At 49.6% G+C, this 16,842-nt stretch carries 17 protein-coding genes; 14 read left to right on the forward strand and 3 right to left on the reverse strand.

Annotation, left to right across the window (positions count from 1 at the left end; translation table 11 throughout):
* Positions 1–81 precede the first annotated feature (81 nt).
* The 6 genes from nagA (at position 82) to BLQ32_RS08455 (ending at position 4,478) form a co-directional block, all read left to right on the forward strand.
* On the forward strand, positions 82–1,251 hold the full coding sequence (gene nagA / locus BLQ32_RS08430; protein WP_036802228.1) for an N-acetylglucosamine-6-phosphate deacetylase: 1,170 nt from the start codon (positions 82–84) through the stop codon (positions 1,249–1,251).
* Positions 1,248–1,988, forward strand: a complete 741-nt coding sequence (gene nagB, locus BLQ32_RS08435) for a glucosamine-6-phosphate deaminase (protein ID WP_053166159.1) — start codon at positions 1,248–1,250, stop codon at positions 1,986–1,988. The genes nagA and nagB overlap by 4 nt, the downstream gene beginning before the upstream one ends.
* Positions 1,989–1,993: 5 nt before the next feature.
* The gene (locus BLQ32_RS08440) at positions 1,994–2,713 is read left to right on the forward strand and encodes a GntR family transcriptional regulator (RefSeq protein ID WP_053166204.1); all 720 of its coding nucleotides are present in this window, start codon (positions 1,994–1,996) and stop codon (positions 2,711–2,713) included.
* Positions 2,714–2,741: 28 nt separating this feature from the next.
* Complete coding sequence (locus BLQ32_RS08445) at positions 2,742–3,008, forward strand: phosphocarrier protein HPr (RefSeq protein ID WP_036802232.1); 267 nt, start codon at positions 2,742–2,744, stop codon at positions 3,006–3,008.
* 30 nt (positions 3,009–3,038) lie between these two features.
* Complete coding sequence (locus BLQ32_RS08450) at positions 3,039–3,773, forward strand: SIS domain-containing protein (RefSeq protein ID WP_074510007.1); 735 nt, start codon at positions 3,039–3,041, stop codon at positions 3,771–3,773.
* Between the two features lie 141 nt (positions 3,774–3,914).
* A complete protein-coding gene (locus tag BLQ32_RS08455; RefSeq protein WP_074510008.1) occupies positions 3,915–4,478 on the forward strand; it encodes a GNAT family N-acetyltransferase in 564 nt (187 codons plus the stop codon).
* A 15-nt stretch (positions 4,479–4,493) separates the two neighbouring features.
* On the opposite strand, the gene BLQ32_RS08460 is transcribed toward BLQ32_RS08455, so the two are convergent.
* A complete protein-coding gene (locus BLQ32_RS08460; RefSeq protein WP_036802238.1) occupies positions 4,494–4,673 on the reverse strand; it encodes a CsbD family protein in 180 nt (59 codons plus the stop codon).
* Between the two features lie 109 nt (positions 4,674–4,782).
* Between BLQ32_RS08460 and BLQ32_RS08465 the strand changes: the two genes are divergently transcribed.
* From BLQ32_RS08465 to BLQ32_RS08480, 4 genes are all read left to right on the forward strand, one after another.
* On the forward strand, positions 4,783–5,397 hold the full coding sequence (locus BLQ32_RS08465) for a 3'-5' exonuclease (RefSeq protein WP_036802240.1): 615 nt from the start codon (positions 4,783–4,785) through the stop codon (positions 5,395–5,397).
* 115 nt (positions 5,398–5,512) lie between these two features.
* A complete protein-coding gene (locus BLQ32_RS08470) occupies positions 5,513–6,238 on the forward strand; it encodes an ABC transporter ATP-binding protein (RefSeq protein ID WP_036802242.1) in 726 nt (241 codons plus the stop codon).
* Positions 6,235–7,257 (forward strand): ABC transporter permease, encoded by a 1,023-nt coding sequence (locus tag BLQ32_RS08475; protein ID WP_074510009.1) that lies wholly within the window; start codon positions 6,235–6,237, stop codon positions 7,255–7,257. Before BLQ32_RS08470 ends, BLQ32_RS08475 begins: the two co-directional genes overlap by 4 nt.
* 81 nt (positions 7,258–7,338) lie before the next feature.
* Entirely contained in the window at positions 7,339–8,091 is a 753-nt protein-coding gene (locus tag BLQ32_RS08480; protein ID WP_074510010.1) for a class I SAM-dependent methyltransferase, read from the forward strand.
* A 129-nt stretch (positions 8,092–8,220) separates the two neighbouring features.
* On the opposite strand, the gene BLQ32_RS08485 is transcribed toward BLQ32_RS08480, so the two are convergent.
* Both BLQ32_RS08485 and BLQ32_RS08490 read right to left on the reverse strand, forming a co-directional pair.
* Positions 8,221–8,577 carry a DUF1801 domain-containing protein gene (locus BLQ32_RS08485; RefSeq protein WP_074510011.1) on the reverse strand — a complete coding sequence of 119 codons (357 nt, stop codon included), beginning with the start codon at positions 8,575–8,577 and terminating at the stop codon, positions 8,221–8,223.
* Positions 8,578–8,589: 12 nt separating this feature from the next.
* A complete protein-coding gene (locus BLQ32_RS08490) occupies positions 8,590–9,111 on the reverse strand; it encodes a helix-turn-helix domain-containing protein (protein WP_074510012.1) in 522 nt (173 codons plus the stop codon).
* Between the two features lie 201 nt (positions 9,112–9,312).
* On the opposite strand from BLQ32_RS08490, the gene BLQ32_RS08495 reads away from it, so the two are divergent.
* The 4 genes from BLQ32_RS08495 to BLQ32_RS08510 all read left to right on the forward strand — a co-directional run bounded on the left by BLQ32_RS08495 (position 9,313) and on the right by BLQ32_RS08510 (position 16,765).
* Complete coding sequence (locus tag BLQ32_RS08495) at positions 9,313–10,617, forward strand: MFS transporter (RefSeq protein ID WP_074510013.1); 1,305 nt, start codon at positions 9,313–9,315, stop codon at positions 10,615–10,617.
* A 26-nt stretch (positions 10,618–10,643) separates the two neighbouring features.
* Positions 10,644–11,627 (forward strand): ornithine cyclodeaminase family protein, encoded by a 984-nt coding sequence (locus BLQ32_RS08500; RefSeq protein ID WP_074510014.1) that lies wholly within the window; start codon positions 10,644–10,646, stop codon positions 11,625–11,627.
* 708 nt (positions 11,628–12,335) lie between these two features.
* Entirely contained in the window at positions 12,336–15,113 is a 2,778-nt protein-coding gene (locus BLQ32_RS08505) for a sensor domain-containing phosphodiesterase (RefSeq protein WP_074510015.1), read from the forward strand.
* A gap of 17 nt (positions 15,114–15,130) precedes the next feature.
* Positions 15,131–16,765 carry a thiamine pyrophosphate-binding protein gene (locus BLQ32_RS08510; RefSeq protein ID WP_074510016.1) on the forward strand — a complete coding sequence of 545 codons (1,635 nt, stop codon included), beginning with the start codon at positions 15,131–15,133 and terminating at the stop codon, positions 16,763–16,765.
* Positions 16,766–16,842: the final 77 nt, after the last annotated feature.

The raw sequence follows: 16,842 nt of genomic DNA on the forward strand, positions 1-16,842 counted from the left end.
TTAGAGCACTTACAGGGCGATAAAACAAAACCAGGAAACTCATCCGTGATGTTCCTGGTTTTTCGTAAGGAGAGGCAAAAAATGAAGAAAACCATCTTGATTTCATCTATTTATATTGCAGATGCAAAAAACGAACCGTTTCTTGGAGATGTCTACTTGGAAGACGGAAAAATTGCTGCACTCGCTCCGTCGCTTGTAAAAGAAGCAGATCTGCATATTGATGCAGCCGGAAAAGATTGGACGCTCGTTCCTGGATTTATTGATGTCCACATCCACGGTGCAGCAGGTTTTGATACAATGGACGCGACGCCGGAAGCGCTGAGCGGCATGGCAGGCGCCTTGCCAAAAGAAGGCACGACGAGCTTTTTGGCAACGACAATGACACAATCCGATGAAGCTGTGTCTCAAGCACTTCAAAATGCAAGCGGATTTGAATCGGGTGAAGGCCAGGCCGAAATGGTGGGCATCCACCTGGAAGGTCCGTTCATTTCGAAAAAGCAGCCGGGCGCACAGCCGGTGGAACACATCATCCCGCCATCGATTGAACTGTTTCAGAAATGGCAGAGCCTGAGCGGCGACCGCATAAAGCTCGTGACGATGGCGCCCGAAACAGAAGGCGGCTATGGCTTTATCGACGAAGTGACGTCAACGGGTGTGATTGCTTCCATTGGCCATTCAGACGGCACCTGGGAAGAAATGCAGCATGCCATTTCGGTTGGCGCAAGCCACGTGACGCATCTCTACAACCAGATGAGTGCATTCCATCACCGGGAACCGGGGGTTGTGGGAACGGCTTTTGTGGACAAACGCTTGTCGGTGGAAATCATTGCGGATTTTATTCACAGCCATCCGAAGTCGGTAGAGCTGGCGTTCCGCCAAATCGGAGCGGAGCGCCTCGTCCTGATCACCGACGCAATGCGGGCAAAAGGGCTTAAGCCAGGTACGTATGATTTGGGCGGACAAGATGTATTCGTTACAGAAAACGGCGCGCGCCTGGAAAGCGGCGCTCTCGCCGGGAGCATCCTGACAATGGATGAAGCGATGAAAAATGTGCAGAACTGCACAGGCTGTTCGATTTCGGAACTGGTCGCCATCACTTCTTACAACGCGGCAAAAAAACTGGGCTTATCCCATAAAGGCAGCATCGAAAGAGGCAAAGATGCGGATTTGGTCATTCTCGATGAACATTTGGATGTGCAGCTGACAATTTGCCGCGGCACCATTGCGTATCAGAAGGAGGGGCTGGCATGAAAGTAGTTGTTGTGGAAAACTACGATGAAATGAGCCTGCGCGCTGCAGAAATCGTGGAACAGCAAGTTTTGAAAAATGCAAAATCGATTCTTGGACTAGCTACCGGTTCCACTCCGATCGGCCTTTATGGCAAAATGATTGAGGGGTTTAAAAACCGAAGCGTTTCCTATGAGCAGATCAAGACCATCAACCTCGACGAATACCAAGGGCTGAATCGCAACCACCCAAACAGCTACCACAGTTTCATGTACGAAAATTTATTCAAACACATCAATATCCAGATGCGCAATACTTACCTTCCGGACGGGCAAGCCCGTTCCGTGGAAGAGGAATGCGAGCGCTACGAGGCGTTGATTGACCGGATCGGGCCGGTGCATCTGCAGATTCTCGGCATGGGCACGAACGGCCATATCGGATTCAATGAACCCGGTACGCCTGAAGGCAGTTTGACGCATTGCGTGGAACTGGATGAATCCACGCGCAAAAACAATGCCCGCTTTTTTGAATCGCCGGATGCCGTTCCGACACATGCGATCACGATGGGAATCGCTTCGATTTTAAAAAGCGACCGCATTCTGTTGCTCGCTTCCGGGAAGAAAAAAGCCCCGGCAGTAAAAAAGCTGATGGAGCAGCAAGTAAGCGAAGATTTTCCGGCTTCGTATTTATGGAACCATGATGATGTGACACTTATTGCAGACCGGGATGCCTATCAATTGGTGGAACCAGAAAGGCAGTGATGGCGGTGCTCGATAAACAATCACGTATCCCGATGTATGTCCAAATCGAAGAAGAGCTGAAGCGCCGGATCAAAGACGGCGAAGTGGCGGTGGGGACAGCGATTCCGTCAGAACGGGAATTGACCGAGCAGTTTGGCGTCAGCCGCATGACCGTCCGCCAGTCGATCACCAACCTGGTGAACGAAGGCTTGTTGTACCGGGAAAAAGGGCGCGGCACTTTTGTCGCTTCCCTGAAAGTTGAACAGCCCCTGAACGGTTTGACGAGCTTTACGGAAGATATGAAAGCCCGTGGGCTGACGCCAAGCAACAAAGTCATCCGATTTGAAAAAATGCTGCCGGAGCCAGATATAGCGGCAGAGCTTCAGCTGGAACCCGGGGAAGAAGTGTTCACGGTGGAACGGATCCGCTACGCCAATGAAAAGCCTATGGCGCTCGAACGCACGTACTTGCCGGCCAGACTTTTTCCGGCTCTTGACGAACAGGCATTGGACGGTTCGCTGTATTCGCTCATTGAGTCCGGCCAGCAATCCATCAGCCATGCTTCCCAGCGCATGGAAGCGGCGCTGGTCCGGAAAGAAGAAGCGGAACTGCTTCAAATCGCCATGCCGGCAGCCATTCTGATCATTGAACGGATTTCTTATTTAACAAACGGCACGCCGTTTGAAGTGGTCCGCAGCATTTACCGCGCCGACCGCTACAAATTCGTTACCGAAATTCAACGCTAAAAACAAACCCAAAGGAGAACTGAACAACATGATTGAAAAAAACTACACCATTACAAGCGACGAGGGCCTTCACGCCCGCCCGGCTTCACGCCTTGTGCAGACCGTAACACCATTCTCAGCTGAAGTGAAGTTGGAGTTTAAAGACAAGCAAGTGAACATGAAATCCATCATGGGCGTCATGTCGCTTGGCATTTCAAAAGGCAAGGAAATCAAAATCATTGCAGACGGCAAAGACGAAGAAAAATTGATGGCTGCAGTCGACGAACTCATCGTAGGCGAAGGCCTCGGTGCGTAAGCATTCCTTAAAGACAGGAGCGGATAAAGCATGCTGACGGCGTATTTTGAAAAAGCACGCGAACGGCTGCGGCTTGTCGAAGAACAAGAAGCGGAATCGATGGCCAAAGCGGCAAGAAAAGTCGCGGCAGCTATACAGAACGGCGGCATTGTGCAGCTGTTCGGCTGCGGCCATTCCCACATCCTGACCGAAGAAGTGTTTTACCGGGCAGGCGGGCTCGTTCCGGTCAAACCGATTTTCATTGAACCGCTGATGCTTCATGAAGGCGCAGTCCGTTCTTCGCAGCTTGAGCGGCGAAACGACTACGCCGAAGAAGTGCTGCGAGAGCAGGATTTCCGTCCGGAAGACGTGGTGTTTGTATTGTCCACTTCCGGACGCAATCCTGTGCCAATTGATTTCGCATTGGCGGCGCGTGAAGCGGGTGCATTCACCATCGGCCTGACTTCGCTGGAATACGCCAACAGCCAGGTATCAAGGCACCGGAGCGGCCAACACCTGCACGATGCGGTAGACCTCGCCATCGATAACCATTCCGTAGTGGGCGATGCCGTACTCCAGGCTGAAAACGTCAAAGTGCCGTTCGGTCCGACTTCGACCGTCGTAGGCGCCACCATCCTGAACGCCATATTCGCTGAAGCGATCCAGCAAATGGCCGACAACGAATTCGAGCCGCCGGTTTTCCTCAGCGGCAATATCGACGGCGCCGACGGCCACAACAATCAACTGATTGAAAAATACAAAGAGCGGATTCCGGCGTTAGCATGAGAAGAAGCAGATTCCAAGCAACCACTTGGAATCTGCTTTTTTTGCTTTTCAAGTGAAAACGGAGCAACGCGAATAAAACTTCACAAGCACGAATAAACCCGGTTGTGCTACTATATAAAGTAAATCTAAGGGGGAATTGGCATGTTTATACATAAAATTGACGATGAGTTGGCGTTGAAACTTCCGGAACTGAAAGACGCAGAGCGGATTTTCGAATTGACGGACAGCTCGCGCGAGTATTTGAAAGAATGGCTTCCGTGGGTGGATTTCACTGCGAAAGTAGAAGACACGCAGGATTTTATTAAAGCAGGCAGAAGCAATTTCGCAGAAGGCAAAACCTTGAACGCCGCTATTTTGTTTGAAGGGGAAATCGTGGGGATGGGCGGTTTCAACAGCATCAGCCAGGCGAACAAAGCGGCTTCGATCGGCTATTGGCTTGCGCCGCAATATCAAGGGCACGGCATCATGACGCGCGTCGTAAAAGCATTTACCGAATATGCATTTGACGAGTTGAAGCTGAACAGAGTGGAAATCCGCGCCGCTGTCGGCAACCAGAAAAGCCGCAGCATCCCAGAGCGCCTTGGCTATGTAGAGGAAGGCGCCATCCGCCAGGCAGAATGGCTGTACGACCATTACGTTGACCACGTCGTTTACGGCATGCTGGCCGAAGAGTGGCACAATCGAATAAAAAACACCCAGCAATAAGCTGGATGTTGGAAGTTAAGAACCGCGTTTCAGTTTTCCGATGGTCTTTTGGAATTTGCCTTTGGTCTTGTCAAACTTTCCTTCATTCTGCAGGCGCGGATTGTCTGTAGCATTGCCGACTTGATCTTTGACCTCACCTTTTGTCCGGCTGACGACGCTTTTCAGTTTGTCTGAGAACCCTTTGTCACGGGCCATTTTAGACGCCTCCTATTGAAGTTTCTTACTCTTTGTATAGCACCAGAACGGAAATTTTAAACTTTTTCCGGTACAATGGAGAGAAAGTTTAATTGGAAGGAGGGACGGCATGGAAAAACGAGACCCGAGACAGATTCTGGAACAGAAAATGCGGGAAACCCGCCCAAAATGGACGCGGAACCAGGCGCCGAGCCCGAAGAAATACAAACCGAGCATGGAACTGGTGGAAAATTACGTCGTCCTGGATTTTGAAACAACCGGCCTGCGGGCAGGAAGCGATAAAATCATCCAGATTGGGGCAGTGAAATACATCGGCCACAACCGGGAAGACACGATGTACTTGCTGATCAATCCGGAACAATACATTTCTCCGACCATTACGCGCATCACCGGCATTAAAAACCAAGACGTCCAGGATGCGCCGACAATTGACGAAGTGGCGCACGACTTGATCGAGTTTATCGAAGGGCTGCCGCTCGTGGCGCACAACGCACCGTTTGATATGGGCTTTTTGTATGCCCTCGATAAAATCACGCCGATTCCGGAGTACACGGTCATCGATACAGTGAAGCTGGCGCGGAAAGTCATCCGCGAAACACCGAACCATAAGCTGGGAACTTTAGCGCAATACCTGCAGCTTGAGCACAATGCCCACGATGCATTAGGCGATTGCCTGGTGACAGCGGAAATCTACCAGTATTGCATCAGCCGAATGAAACGATAAGAGCAATCTCCTTAGTGGAGATTGTTTTTTTATTGCCTAAGCGGCTATGAATCAGAGCGGAAAAGAGTAAAATACAGAGTAATCACGCATTCGTTTTTGAAATGGGGGCTTGTCCATGAACGCCAGCATTGAGTTGAAAAACGTCAGCAAAAGCTTCGGCAAGAAAACCGTGCTGCAGGAAATTAATTTGTCGATTGCGGAAGGCCAGATTTACGGATTGATCGGGCCATCGGGGTCGGGAAAGACCACTTTGGTGAAAATGATCGTCGGCATTGATGCACCGGATTCAGGTACGGTCCGGGTGCTCGATGTGAAAGTCCCGGATCTGGAATTGCTGAATGAGATTGGCTATATGGCGCAGTCTGATGCCTTGTATCCCGAACTCACCGGCAAGGAAAACCTGGACTTTTTTGCATCACTGTATCCGATGAAAAAATCCCATATGAAAAAGCGCATTGCCTATGCGGCGGACCTGGTCAAACTGTCTGGTGACCTTGGAAAGAAAGTATCGGCTTATTCAGGCGGCATGAAGCGCAGGCTGTCGCTCGCGATTGCATTGGTGCACGATCCGAAAATCCTGATTCTTGATGAACCGACAGTGGGGATTGATCCGGAACTGCGCGTAGCCATCTGGAACGAATTGTTTCATTTGAAAAGCGAACAGCAAAAAACCATCCTCATCACGACGCATGTCATGGACGAAGCGGAAAAATGCGACCAGGTGGCAATGGTGCGGGACGGTGCCATTTTGGCGAGCGGCACACCAGCTGAATTGAAGCGCCATTACGGCGTCAATCAATTAGAAGAAGCCTTCCTAAAAGCGGGGAGGGAGCAGCGATGAGAATTGCCGCGTTGGTGCGCCGGATTATCAAACAAATGCTGCGGGACAAGCGGACCTTGGCGCTGCTGTTTCTTGCGCCGCTATTTGTCCTGACGCTCATGTATTTCTTTTTCAACGGCAACACGGTTCAGCCGGAACTTGGGACAGTGAATGTTCCGGAATCGTTGGCTATGGCTCTGGAAGAAAGAGGGATGATCATCACCTCTTACGGCCAAGCGACAGAAGAAACGGTGATAGAAGAAGATTTGGACGGCTTGCTGGCATTGGAAAGCGGCAGGATGACCTTAACTTTGCTGAATGACGATCCGTCGCTGGCGAAAAATTTGTTGGCGCAGGTCAGCCAGACGGTTTTGCTGGCTTCTGGACAAACTCAGCCCATACCGCTCGAAATCGCGTATATTTACGGCAGCAGCGACACGGAATTTTTCGATGTGCTGTCGCCGGTATTGATCGGCTTTTTCGTCTTCTTTTTCGTCTTTTTGATTTCCGGGATCGGCTTGTTAAAGGAACGGGTATCCGGTACGCTGGAGCGTTTGATGGCGACGCCCATCCGCAAAGGAGAGCTGATTGCGGCCTATTTAATCGGGTTTGGCATTTTCGCGGTCATTCAGACGGTCATTGTGGTGGCGTTTTCGATTACGGTGCTGGATGTGGTATTGGTCGGCTCGGTGTGGCATGTGCTGCTCATCAATTTACTGTTGGCATTAGTGGCCTTGTCGCTCGGTATTTTATTGTCGACTTTTGCATCTTCTGAATTCCAGATGGTCCAATTCATCCCGATTGTGGTCGTGCCGCAAATCTTTTTTGCCGGCATTTTCCCGGTCGAAGGGTTGGCAGACTGGCTGCAGGCAATCGGCCGCATCATGCCGATTTACTATGCGGCGGACGCATTGAAAGCGGTCATGTACAAAGGGCAGGGCTTCAGTGAAATCAGCGGAGATCTGCTGGCATTGGTAATTTTTGCGTCCGTCTTTATTGTGCTGAATCTTGTTGTATTGAGAAGACATCGGAAACTGTAACAGATGGATTGGACTTTCTGTATTTTGAAAGTTAGGAAGAAACCCTCCAAAAGGAGGGAAAGAACAAGGGGGACATGTACATTGCTGAATTACTACAGTAAATTATCGACAGAAGTATACGATCTGGACAAACCGGTCGGCAGTTCGTTCGGCGATATCGAGTATTATCTGGAGCGGCTGAAAGGAACAGCTGGGCGGATTTTGGAACCGGCGGTTGGCACAGGGCGCATGATGATTCCGCTGCTCCAAGCCGGATTTGAAGTGGACGGCTTTGATGTATCGCCGGAAATGCTTGCGAAGTGCCGGGACAATTGCCATGTAAGAGGGCTCCGTCCCGAACTGATCGAAGAACGGATGGAGTCGTTTACTGCTGGCCGGAAATACGGGGCGATTATTATCCCAACGGGTACCTTTCTGCTGCTGCATGAACGGGAGCAATCGCTGCAAGCTTTACACAATTTCCATCAACACTTGGAAACCGGCGGCCGGTTCATCGTTGATTTGTATTTGCCGGGGCATATCGAGTTGGAGAAAAGCTCGACGCGCACTTGGACCCTTGAAAACGGGGACACTATGACGCTGGAAAGCAAAAAAGTCGAAGTGGATTGGGTCAACCAATACACCATTTCGCACAATCGCTACGAAAAGTGGCGGGACGGCAAGCTGATCGAAACTGAACTGGAGCGCTTTCCGATGCGCTGGTACGGTGTAGCGGAATTTAAACTGCTGCTGGAACAGACCGGATTTACGGATATCACGATTTCAACCGATTACCGGTACGGGGAGCCTCCGACTGGAGCGGGGCAATGCATCACGTTTGAAGCGGTGAAATAAATCGGCGATTTTGGGCGGCCTGGGCGTAACAGGGTAAAAGTTGGGCATAAACAGCTGCGACTTGGGCATATTCAACCCGAACATGGGCATAACCAACAAAAAAAGGATGGCTCCTGGGAGCCATCCTTTTTAGCGCTGATTAAAATCAATCGCTTCCCAAATCAAGTTTTTAAACGGTCCCGGCTGGATGTCGGCAAGCTTCCGGACGCGGATATGGCGCATCTTCGTGCCATCGCCTTCAAGCAGGCCTTCCCGGTCATCCAGTTGGGCGCCTTGGTAAAAGCCGAAATTGATATGGCTTTTAGCGGTTTGCAGGTAGCATACCAAACCGTCGCGTGAATAAGAAGGTTTGCCCCATTTGATTTCTTCGGTCATGCTCTCGGAAACTTCGAAAATCAAATGGCGCAATTCCATAGCCAGTTGCTGGACATGCTCTGGAAGTTCTTCGATGTATTGGTCGACTGCTGGATTAAGCTGTACGTTCATCGGGCACTCTCCTCATTTCTTTTTGGATGAAACCACCAGAAAGCGCACGTCGCGGTCGGTCAGATTAAACCAGTAATGCGTTTGGCGCGCATCGAACATCGTCGATTGCTGTTCGCCGAGTTCATATTGCCGGCCGTCCACTTCCACGGTCAATACGCCTTCCACGACGAAAATAAATTCATAGCCGTGATGGGCAAACGCGTTGCCTTCGTTTTCCCCGGGATGCAATGTGACAAGAATCGGAGAAAAGTCCGCTTCTTCCACGCCATTCGATAAGTCCTTATAATAAAACCGTTCCAGCCGCATGGCCAGCTCGTCCCGTTCAGTATCGCCTTCCGCAAAGAATGCACTGGGATCCACATTCAAGGCATCGGAAATCTTCCGCAACGATTCCAACGTGACGCTTGATTTTCCCCGTTCCACTTGAGACAGGAAACTGATGGACACACCGGTTTCATCAGCCAATTCTTTTAATGTCATTTTTCGCTTTTTGCGAAGATCTTTCAGCGTAAAGCCAATTGAACTCGTTGGCATAACCATTCCCCGCCTTACTCTAATCGTTCTATCCTTTTCATCAGTCTGCTTTCAAACTGAAGTTCCCTTTATCATAACGTACTTGCCAAAAGCCCACCACTGAAAAAAGTCGTTGACAGAAAATTTGGAACTGAATAAGATAGGAACATGGGAGAAATTGAAGTGCTACTTCAATTCAAACAAACACAAGGGGGAGTCAGTTTGGACAAGAAGCAAACACGGCGGGTATTGACGGCAAGTTTAGTGGGAAGTTCGATTGAATGGTTTGATTATTTTTTATATGGAACAATGGCAGCACTTGTATTTAACCAATTATTTTTCGTCAACGAGGACCCGACAGTCGGGCTGATGCTCGCTTACGCCTCATTTGCATTATCGTTCTTCATCCGTCCGTTTGGCGGCATCATCTTCAGCCATATCGGCGACCGCATTGGGCGCAAGAAAACCTTGGTCATTACGCTAAGCTTGATGGGGCTTGCCACATTCGGCATGGGTCTGCTGCCGACCTATCAGGCAATCGGCATTTGGGCACCCATCCTATTGATCACGCTGCGTTTGGTGCAAGGGCTTGGAATCGGCGGCGAATGGGGAGGCGCGCTATTGCTTGCAACGGAATACGCACCGCCTGAAAGACGCGGATTTTTCGGCAGCATTCCGCAAATGGGCGTTACGATCGGGATGGTCATGGGAACGCTGGCGCTTTGGATCATGACGTTGTTGCCGAACGGGGCATTCATGACATGGGGCTGGCGCGTGCCGTTCATTTTGAGTGCATTCCTGGTTATTTTCGGTTTATGGATCCGTAAAGGCATCGACGAAACACCGGAATTCAAGGCAGTTCAGGCATCAGGCGAAATTCCGAAATTGCCGATTGTCGATACGCTGAAATACCACTGGCGCGAAGTGCTGATTGCAATTGGAGCGAAAGTGGTGGAAACCGCCCCGTTCTATATTTTCGGGACGTTCGTAGTATCGTACGCGACAACGAATCTTGGCTTTTCGCAAACCGCAACACTGGGTTCGGTAATGATTGCGACAGTCATCACAACGATTTTGATTCCGATTATGGGCTCGCTGTCCGATAAAATCGGACGCAAGAAAATGTACATTGCCGGAGCAGTGGCGATGGCGCTTTACGCGTTCCCGTATTTCTGGATGCTGCACCAAGGCTCCGTCCTGCTGCTGGTCGTAGCGACCATTATCGGCCTTGGCATTATCTGGGCACCGATTACTGCCGTTCTCGGCACCATGTTCTCGGAAATTTTTGACGCTAAAGTCCGCTACACAGGTGTTACACTCGGCTACCAGATTGGTGCTGCTCTGGCAGGCGGAACAGCACCACTCGTAGCGACGGCATTGCTTGCAAACTTTGATAATTCTTATGTGCCAGTCGCGATTTACATCATCTTCACTGCACTGATCTCACTTGTTGCTATTTGGGCAGTGAAAGATTTGAGCGGCAAACAGGCAGCACCGAAAGCGGCGGCGAAAGAAAGCCGCGTATAAGCCGCTTTCTTCAAGGGAGGACAACCATGCTCATCATCAATGAACAACAGATTCAGGAATCGTATAATATGGCAGATGCCATCCAAGACGTCACGGCCATTTTGGCGGCAAAACAGCAAGGCAAAATCGACAATCCGCACCGCACCGTTTTGGATTTCCCGGAACGCCAGGCATCGTCCTTGTATATGCCGAGTGCCGATTTAGTGGGCGAAATTGCCGGCGTGAAAGTGGTCACCATCTTTCCGGAAAACCCGGCGCAAGGAAAACCGACGACACAAGGCATGATCCTGTTGTCGGATGCAGCGAACGGTGAACACGTGGCACTCATGACGGCGTCTTACCTGACGCGCTTGCGGACAGGTGCACTAAGCGCCATCGCAACAGAGCGCCTGGCGAGAACGGATAGCCGCGTCCTGACCGTCATCGGTACGGGAGCGATGGCGTTTGAGCAAGTGCTTGGCGTGCTGGAAGTCCGGGCAATCGAGCGCATCATCCTGGTGAATCGAACTCCTGAAAAAGCGGAGGCTTTCGGCGAAAAACTGAAAGCATTCGGCGTTGAAATTCCTTATGAAGTCGAAACGGACGTCCAGAAAGCTGTGAAACAGGCAGACATCCTCTGCTGCGCCACGCGTTCCGATAACCCTGTATTTGATGGAAGGGATTTAAAGCCCGGCACCCACATTAACGGCGTCGGCTCTTATTTGCCAAGCATGCGCGAAGTGGACGAACTCACCGTAGAGCGGGCTGATAAAATCATTGCCGATGATTTAGTTGGCGTAAAAGACGAAGCCGGTGAACTGATCCATTGTGCAGAAAGCAGCGATTGGTCGTTCGATAAGGTATATGCCGAACTTGGCGAACTGGCAGTCGGCGAAAAAGCCGGACGCCAGTCAGCTGAAGAAATCACGTTCTTTAAATCGGTCGGAGCCGCCTATTTTGATCTCGCTGTCGCAAAAGGGGTCTTTGCAAAAGCGAAAGCATCGGATTCCGGAATAGAAGTAGAAATGTAAGAGGCTGTCCGCAAAGTATAAATTAAATGAATAGAAATACATAAAACCAACCGGACCGGCCACTTCGCTTTCCGTGGGCTCAGCTTCAGCCTCCTCGCCGCTTCGCACCTCCGGGGTCTTCAGCTTTCGCTGTCCCACAGGAGTCTTCGTGGCCGAACCGGTTGGGGCGGCTCTCTTTGATATGAAAGTGAACGATAATCCGATTGAAGCCCAACCGTTTAGTTGGAGAAGAAAAGTGGCAACTCTGGATAGCCTTTACGCTGATTATCCAAAGTGGAAGCCGGCGACTCCTGCGGGATAGCGAAGTGCCGAAATCCACTCGGGACGCACGTTCCGAGTTAGTTCGGCGCGAGCCCGCGGAACGCGTCCGGCTGAAACGGAGGATCCGAGATGCCCTGTTGTATGTTCATTCATTTCTTATGCGTAAAAATTCTTTTGTCTACAAACTCAGGCTGTCCGCAAATGCGGACAGCCTTTCGTATTTGCAGGATAATTACTTTTTTATATAGACAAAATGAAATAATCAGTACATTAGGAGGATGTAATTTTCAGCCAAAATAACTATATTCAATGGTAGTATGTGTTAAAAACTTTACAATAAAACAGTAGATTCGTTGCATAAAAGTGTTAAAATAAAGAGATAAAATACATTTATTGGAACGGATTCTGAAATCGAACCGATTAATCATAGAACTGGGGAGCGTATGGATGCGAAAAGAACAGACACGATATTCTCGGCTGGCTCAAATCACCAAATTAATCAATACAAAACTTGAATTGAGAGAAGTGCTTGAACACGTCATCACTGCGATTTCCGAAGAAATTGTACAGTGTGATTCGGTCGGCATTTATTTGCCTGAAGAGAATGGGGATTTCCGCGGCTTTGTCGGCAAACCGGAAATCATAAATGGCATGACATTGGATATGCATTTCATCGATACGGAATATGATTTGTTGGCAAAAGAAGTGATCGAAACAAAGAAAACGATTTACATTCCGGACACCTCCAAAGATGATCGACCGGATCATCGGGCGGTTGCAGGTTTCCAAATTAAATCGTTGCTTGGATTGCCCATCACATATGAAGATGAATTATTTGGTCTGGTGTTTTTATTTGACTATGGAATCCCGATGAATTTAAAAGAAGATGAAATCCAGACGGTGGAAGCTTACGTCAATATGGCGGGCGTTGCCATCCGCAATGCCACCAACTTGACCCGCAAGGAAAACCTGCTGGCTGAAAAACAGGTGCTGCTGGACTTTACGCGGGAATTGTCGATGTGTTCGACAATGCCGCAAGCGCTGGACAAATGCTTTTCCTACGTCGGCGATGTGCTGAACAATTATAATGTCGCCGTCCATCTTTTGGATCCGTTAGCTGAAAAGAAAATTGAACCGGCGACATTGAGCAAAGACAGCGACTGGTCAGAAGAAGACTGGCTGGAAACCCACACCAAGGCTCCGCTAGATCCCGCCAATGACGGGGTGTTCCAGGAAGTGATCCGCACGAAAATGCCTTTGCTCATTCCGAATGTGTTCGAAGATGACCGGCCAAACCATGAAGTCTGCGCCAATTTTGGCATTAAAGGCATGTTCATGATGCCGTTGGTTGCCATGGGAGAAGTACTGGGGGCACTCGCGGTTCCGGAACTGGAAAAAGAGGAACTTTCATTTGCGGAAGCGGACATGCAGCTGGCTCAGTCTTTGGCAGATGCCACCGCGGCCACCTTATCGAATCTGCTGTATATGGAAAAGCAGGAAGTCATCATTGAAGAACGGACTTCGGAAATCCGGATCAAGAACAATGAATTGGAACGGGTAGTAGCCGAACTCGGGAATTTGAGCCGCGAACGGGAGTTGATTTTGAACTCCGCAGGAGACGGATTATTCGGTTTGGATTTGGAAGGGAAAATCACCTTCTGCAATCCTGCCAGCGAATCGATGCTTGGCTATGAATCCGGGGAACTGATCGGCAAAAGCTCCGACATCATTTTCGGCAAGAAAAAGCCGGCGATTTCCGAAACGGCTCTTTTTGAACCGAATCAGCAGTTTTTCAAAAAAGACAAAACGAGCTTTTCCGTGGAATATGTCATTTCTTCTATTAAAGATGGCAGCCGAGTGCTGGGCGAAGTTGTGTCGTTCAAAGACATCTCCGAACGGATGAAACTCGAAGAAGAGATCAAATACTTGGCTTATTATGACAGCTTGACCGATTTGCCGAACCGGGTGCTGCTGAATGACCGTCTGAAACAAATGCTGGATAAATCCAAGGCGAGAGGCAAAAAACTGGCGGTTCTTTATTTGGACCTGGACCGCTTTAAACTGATCAATGATAGCCTGGGGCACAGTTACGGCGACATTTTGCTGCGTGAATCCGCTGAACGCCTGCGGAGAAGCATTCCAAAAGACGCCATTGTATCACGCCAGGGGGGCGATGAGTTTACCATCATTTTGCCGGAAATAAACTGCAAAAAAGATGTGCTGCCGCTCCTCGAGCAAGTCATGGATTCTTTTTCGAAGCCCTACTCGCTTAAAGGGAACGAAGTCTACATCAAAACAAGCATCGGCATCAGCATGTATCCGCAAGACGGAGATACGGCTGAAGTCCTCATTAAAAACGCGGATGCGGCCATGTATAAGTCAAAAGAAAAATCAGGGACGTATTATCACTTTTTTGAAAGCGAAATGAGCAACCGAAACCTTGAAAGCATCAAGTTGGAAAATGCTTTGTATAAAGCCTTGGACAATGATGAGCTCGAGATTTACTACCAGCCTCAAATCGACAGCAAAACGAACACTTTGATCGGTGCCGAAGCGCTGCTCCGCTGGATTCATCCGACAGAAGGCATGGTTTCTCCAGTGAACTTCATTCCGCTGGCAGAAGAAACCGGGCTGATCATTCCAATCGGCAAATGGGTGCTGGAAAATGCGTGCCGGCAATTGACGGAATGGCATGCAGAGGGACATACCGGGCTCAGTATTTCGGTGAATTTGTCCGGACGCCAATTTGAAGAAGACAATTTGGTCTCCATGGTCGAGGCAATCATCAAAGAGCAGAAAATCGATCCGGAATGCCTTCATATCGAACTGACCGAAAATCAATTGATCCGCAACACCGGCGTGACGATCAAAAAAATGAAGGAATTAAAGAAGCTCGGCGTGAAAATTGCCATTGATGATTTTGGCACCGGCTATTCATCGTTGGGGTATTTGAAAAACTTCCCGATCGATGCACTCAAAATCGACCGGTCCTTTGTCCAGGATATCGAACATGACAGCGACAATGCGGCCATTACCGATACCATTATTACATTGGCACAGAACTTGAAACTGAATGTTATCGCAGAAGGGGTGGAGACTCAGGAGCAATTGGATTTCCTGATGTCCAAAGACTGCTATATCATGCAAGGGTTTTTCTTCAGCAAACCGGTCAAAGCATCGGATTTTGCCGAGAAATATTTTATCAACAACAGTACATTACATTAAATCAGGGGGCTTTAAAAATGAAAGCAGTTCGCTCAGTATTGGAGTATTTGCAAGGCATGGGAGTTAAACACGTATTCGGTATTCCAGCAGGTTCCGTCAATGGATTTTTCAATGAGCTTTACGATATGCCTGAAATTACACCAGTTGTCACAAAACACGAAGGCGCTGCCGGCTATATGGCCGCTTCTTATGCCAAATACAGCAATCAATTGAGCGTTTGCATCGGCAGCAGCGGCCCAGGAGGCACAAACCTCGTCACGGGCGCTGCGAATGCCATGCGTGAGCATTTGCCTGTCCTGTTCTTAACCGGTGCCGTCCCGGTGAGTACAATGGGCTTGAATGCGTCGCAGGAATTGGATGCAGATCCGGTATTCAAATCGGTCACCAAATACAGCGTAACGGTTACTGACAGCAAAGACTTGTTGGCTGAAATCGTCAAGGCAGTTGAAATTGCGATTTCCGGCGTACCGGGTCCAGTCCATGTGGCCATGCCGATCGACATCCAGCACAGCCCGGTAGGAGAAGTGAAGATTCCGGCTCCAATAAAGCGGGAAAGCATGACACCAGATCTCGAAGCGATTAAAAAAGCTGCAAAGGAAATGGCAGAACGTAAGAGCGGCTACATTTTTGCAGGGCAGGGCGCTCGAAATTCTACGGAAGCATTGATTGAACTGGCAGAATTGCTCGGCTGGCCGATTATGGTTTCGCCGCAGGCAAAAGGGATTATCCGCCACGACCATCCATTGTTTGCCGGGATTTTCGGTTTTGCCGGAAGCGAGAACGCCTCAACTTTGATGAACGAAGGCGAGGCCAAAACCCTTCTTGTGGTTGGTTCAAGCCTCGGAGAGACAGCGACAAACAATTACAACGCCAATATGGCGCAAGACCGCTTCCTTGTTCAACTCGATTTTGATGCATCGGTCTTTAACCGCAAATACGAAGTGGATGTGCCGGTTTTAGGGGATGTTCAATTAAGCCTGGTATTTTTGATTGAGGAATTGAAGGCGCTTGGGCTAACGGCGAAGCCGCTGAAGCCGCGTGAATTGGCGGAAAAAGAAGAGCTTGAAGAATACAGCACGAAAAACGTTTTGCTGAAGCTTCAGGAATACTTGCCAGCTTCAACGCGCTACACCATCGACATCGGCGAATTTATGGCGTACGTCATCCACCATATGAAAGTGCTCGATGAAGGGACGTTTGACATCAATGTCCATTTCGGAGCTATGGGAAGCGGGCTTAGCGCCGCCATCGGCTCGAAGTTCGCGGAACCGGAGCGCCCGACTGTCGCGATTACGGGAGATGGCTGTTTCTTTATGCACGGCATGGAGATTTTGACGGCAAAAGAATACAATTTGCCGATCCTGTTTGTGGTTATGAACAACGCCCGCCTCGGTATGGTTTACCACGGACACGCGCTGCAGTTTAAAAGGGTCCATGCTTCGTTCGAGCAGGAACCGATCGATATTTCAGCAATGGCAAAAGCGATGAACATCCCGAGCTACCGCATGGACGGCATGGGCGACTTGAATCCGGAAATTCTCGAAAACCTGATGAACATGAACGGCCCGGCAGTCCTGGAAGTGGCGCTTGTCGACAACAACACGCCGCCAATGGGCGACCGCGTAAAATTCTTGTCTTCGTTCGGAAAATAAAAGACACACCAATCAGCGGGCAGTTCTGCCTTTGGTTGTTAAATTGAGATAAAGTAAATCCCCTTTTCAAAAATTGA

The organism is Planococcus glaciei (assembly GCF_900099655.1).
Taxonomy (GTDB): domain Bacteria; phylum Bacillota; class Bacilli; order Bacillales_A; family Planococcaceae; genus Planococcus; species Planococcus glaciei.

What these genes read in the sequence shown, in the direction of transcription:
- nagB (WP_053166159.1), top strand. Translation starts at nt 1,248, where the DNA reads ATGAAAGTAGTTGTTGTGGAAAACTACGATGAAATGAGCCTGCGCGCT.
- BLQ32_RS08470 (WP_036802242.1), top strand. Translation starts at nt 5,513, where the DNA reads ATGAACGCCAGCATTGAGTTGAAAAACGTCAGCAAAAGCTTCGGCAAG.
- BLQ32_RS08500 (WP_074510014.1), top strand. Translation starts at nt 10,644, where the DNA reads ATGCTCATCATCAATGAACAACAGATTCAGGAATCGTATAATATGGCA.
- nagA (WP_036802228.1), top strand. Translation starts at nt 82, where the DNA reads ATGAAGAAAACCATCTTGATTTCATCTATTTATATTGCAGATGCAAAA.
- BLQ32_RS08465 (WP_036802240.1), top strand. Translation starts at nt 4,783, where the DNA reads ATGGAAAAACGAGACCCGAGACAGATTCTGGAACAGAAAATGCGGGAA.
- BLQ32_RS08490 (WP_074510012.1), bottom strand. Translation starts at nt 9,111, where the DNA reads ATGCCAACGAGTTCAATTGGCTTTACGCTGAAAGATCTTCGCAAAAAG.
- BLQ32_RS08475 (WP_074510009.1), top strand. Translation starts at nt 6,235, where the DNA reads ATGAGAATTGCCGCGTTGGTGCGCCGGATTATCAAACAAATGCTGCGG.
- BLQ32_RS08450 (WP_074510007.1), top strand. Translation starts at nt 3,039, where the DNA reads ATGCTGACGGCGTATTTTGAAAAAGCACGCGAACGGCTGCGGCTTGTC.
- BLQ32_RS08445 (WP_036802232.1), top strand. Translation starts at nt 2,742, where the DNA reads ATGATTGAAAAAAACTACACCATTACAAGCGACGAGGGCCTTCACGCC.
- BLQ32_RS08455 (WP_074510008.1), top strand. Translation starts at nt 3,915, where the DNA reads ATGTTTATACATAAAATTGACGATGAGTTGGCGTTGAAACTTCCGGAA.
- BLQ32_RS08505 (WP_074510015.1), top strand. Translation starts at nt 12,336, where the DNA reads ATGCGAAAAGAACAGACACGATATTCTCGGCTGGCTCAAATCACCAAA.
- BLQ32_RS08460 (WP_036802238.1), bottom strand. Translation starts at nt 4,673, where the DNA reads ATGGCCCGTGACAAAGGGTTCTCAGACAAACTGAAAAGCGTCGTCAGC.
- BLQ32_RS08510 (WP_074510016.1), top strand. Translation starts at nt 15,131, where the DNA reads ATGAAAGCAGTTCGCTCAGTATTGGAGTATTTGCAAGGCATGGGAGTT.
- BLQ32_RS08485 (WP_074510011.1), bottom strand. Translation starts at nt 8,577, where the DNA reads ATGAACGTACAGCTTAATCCAGCAGTCGACCAATACATCGAAGAACTT.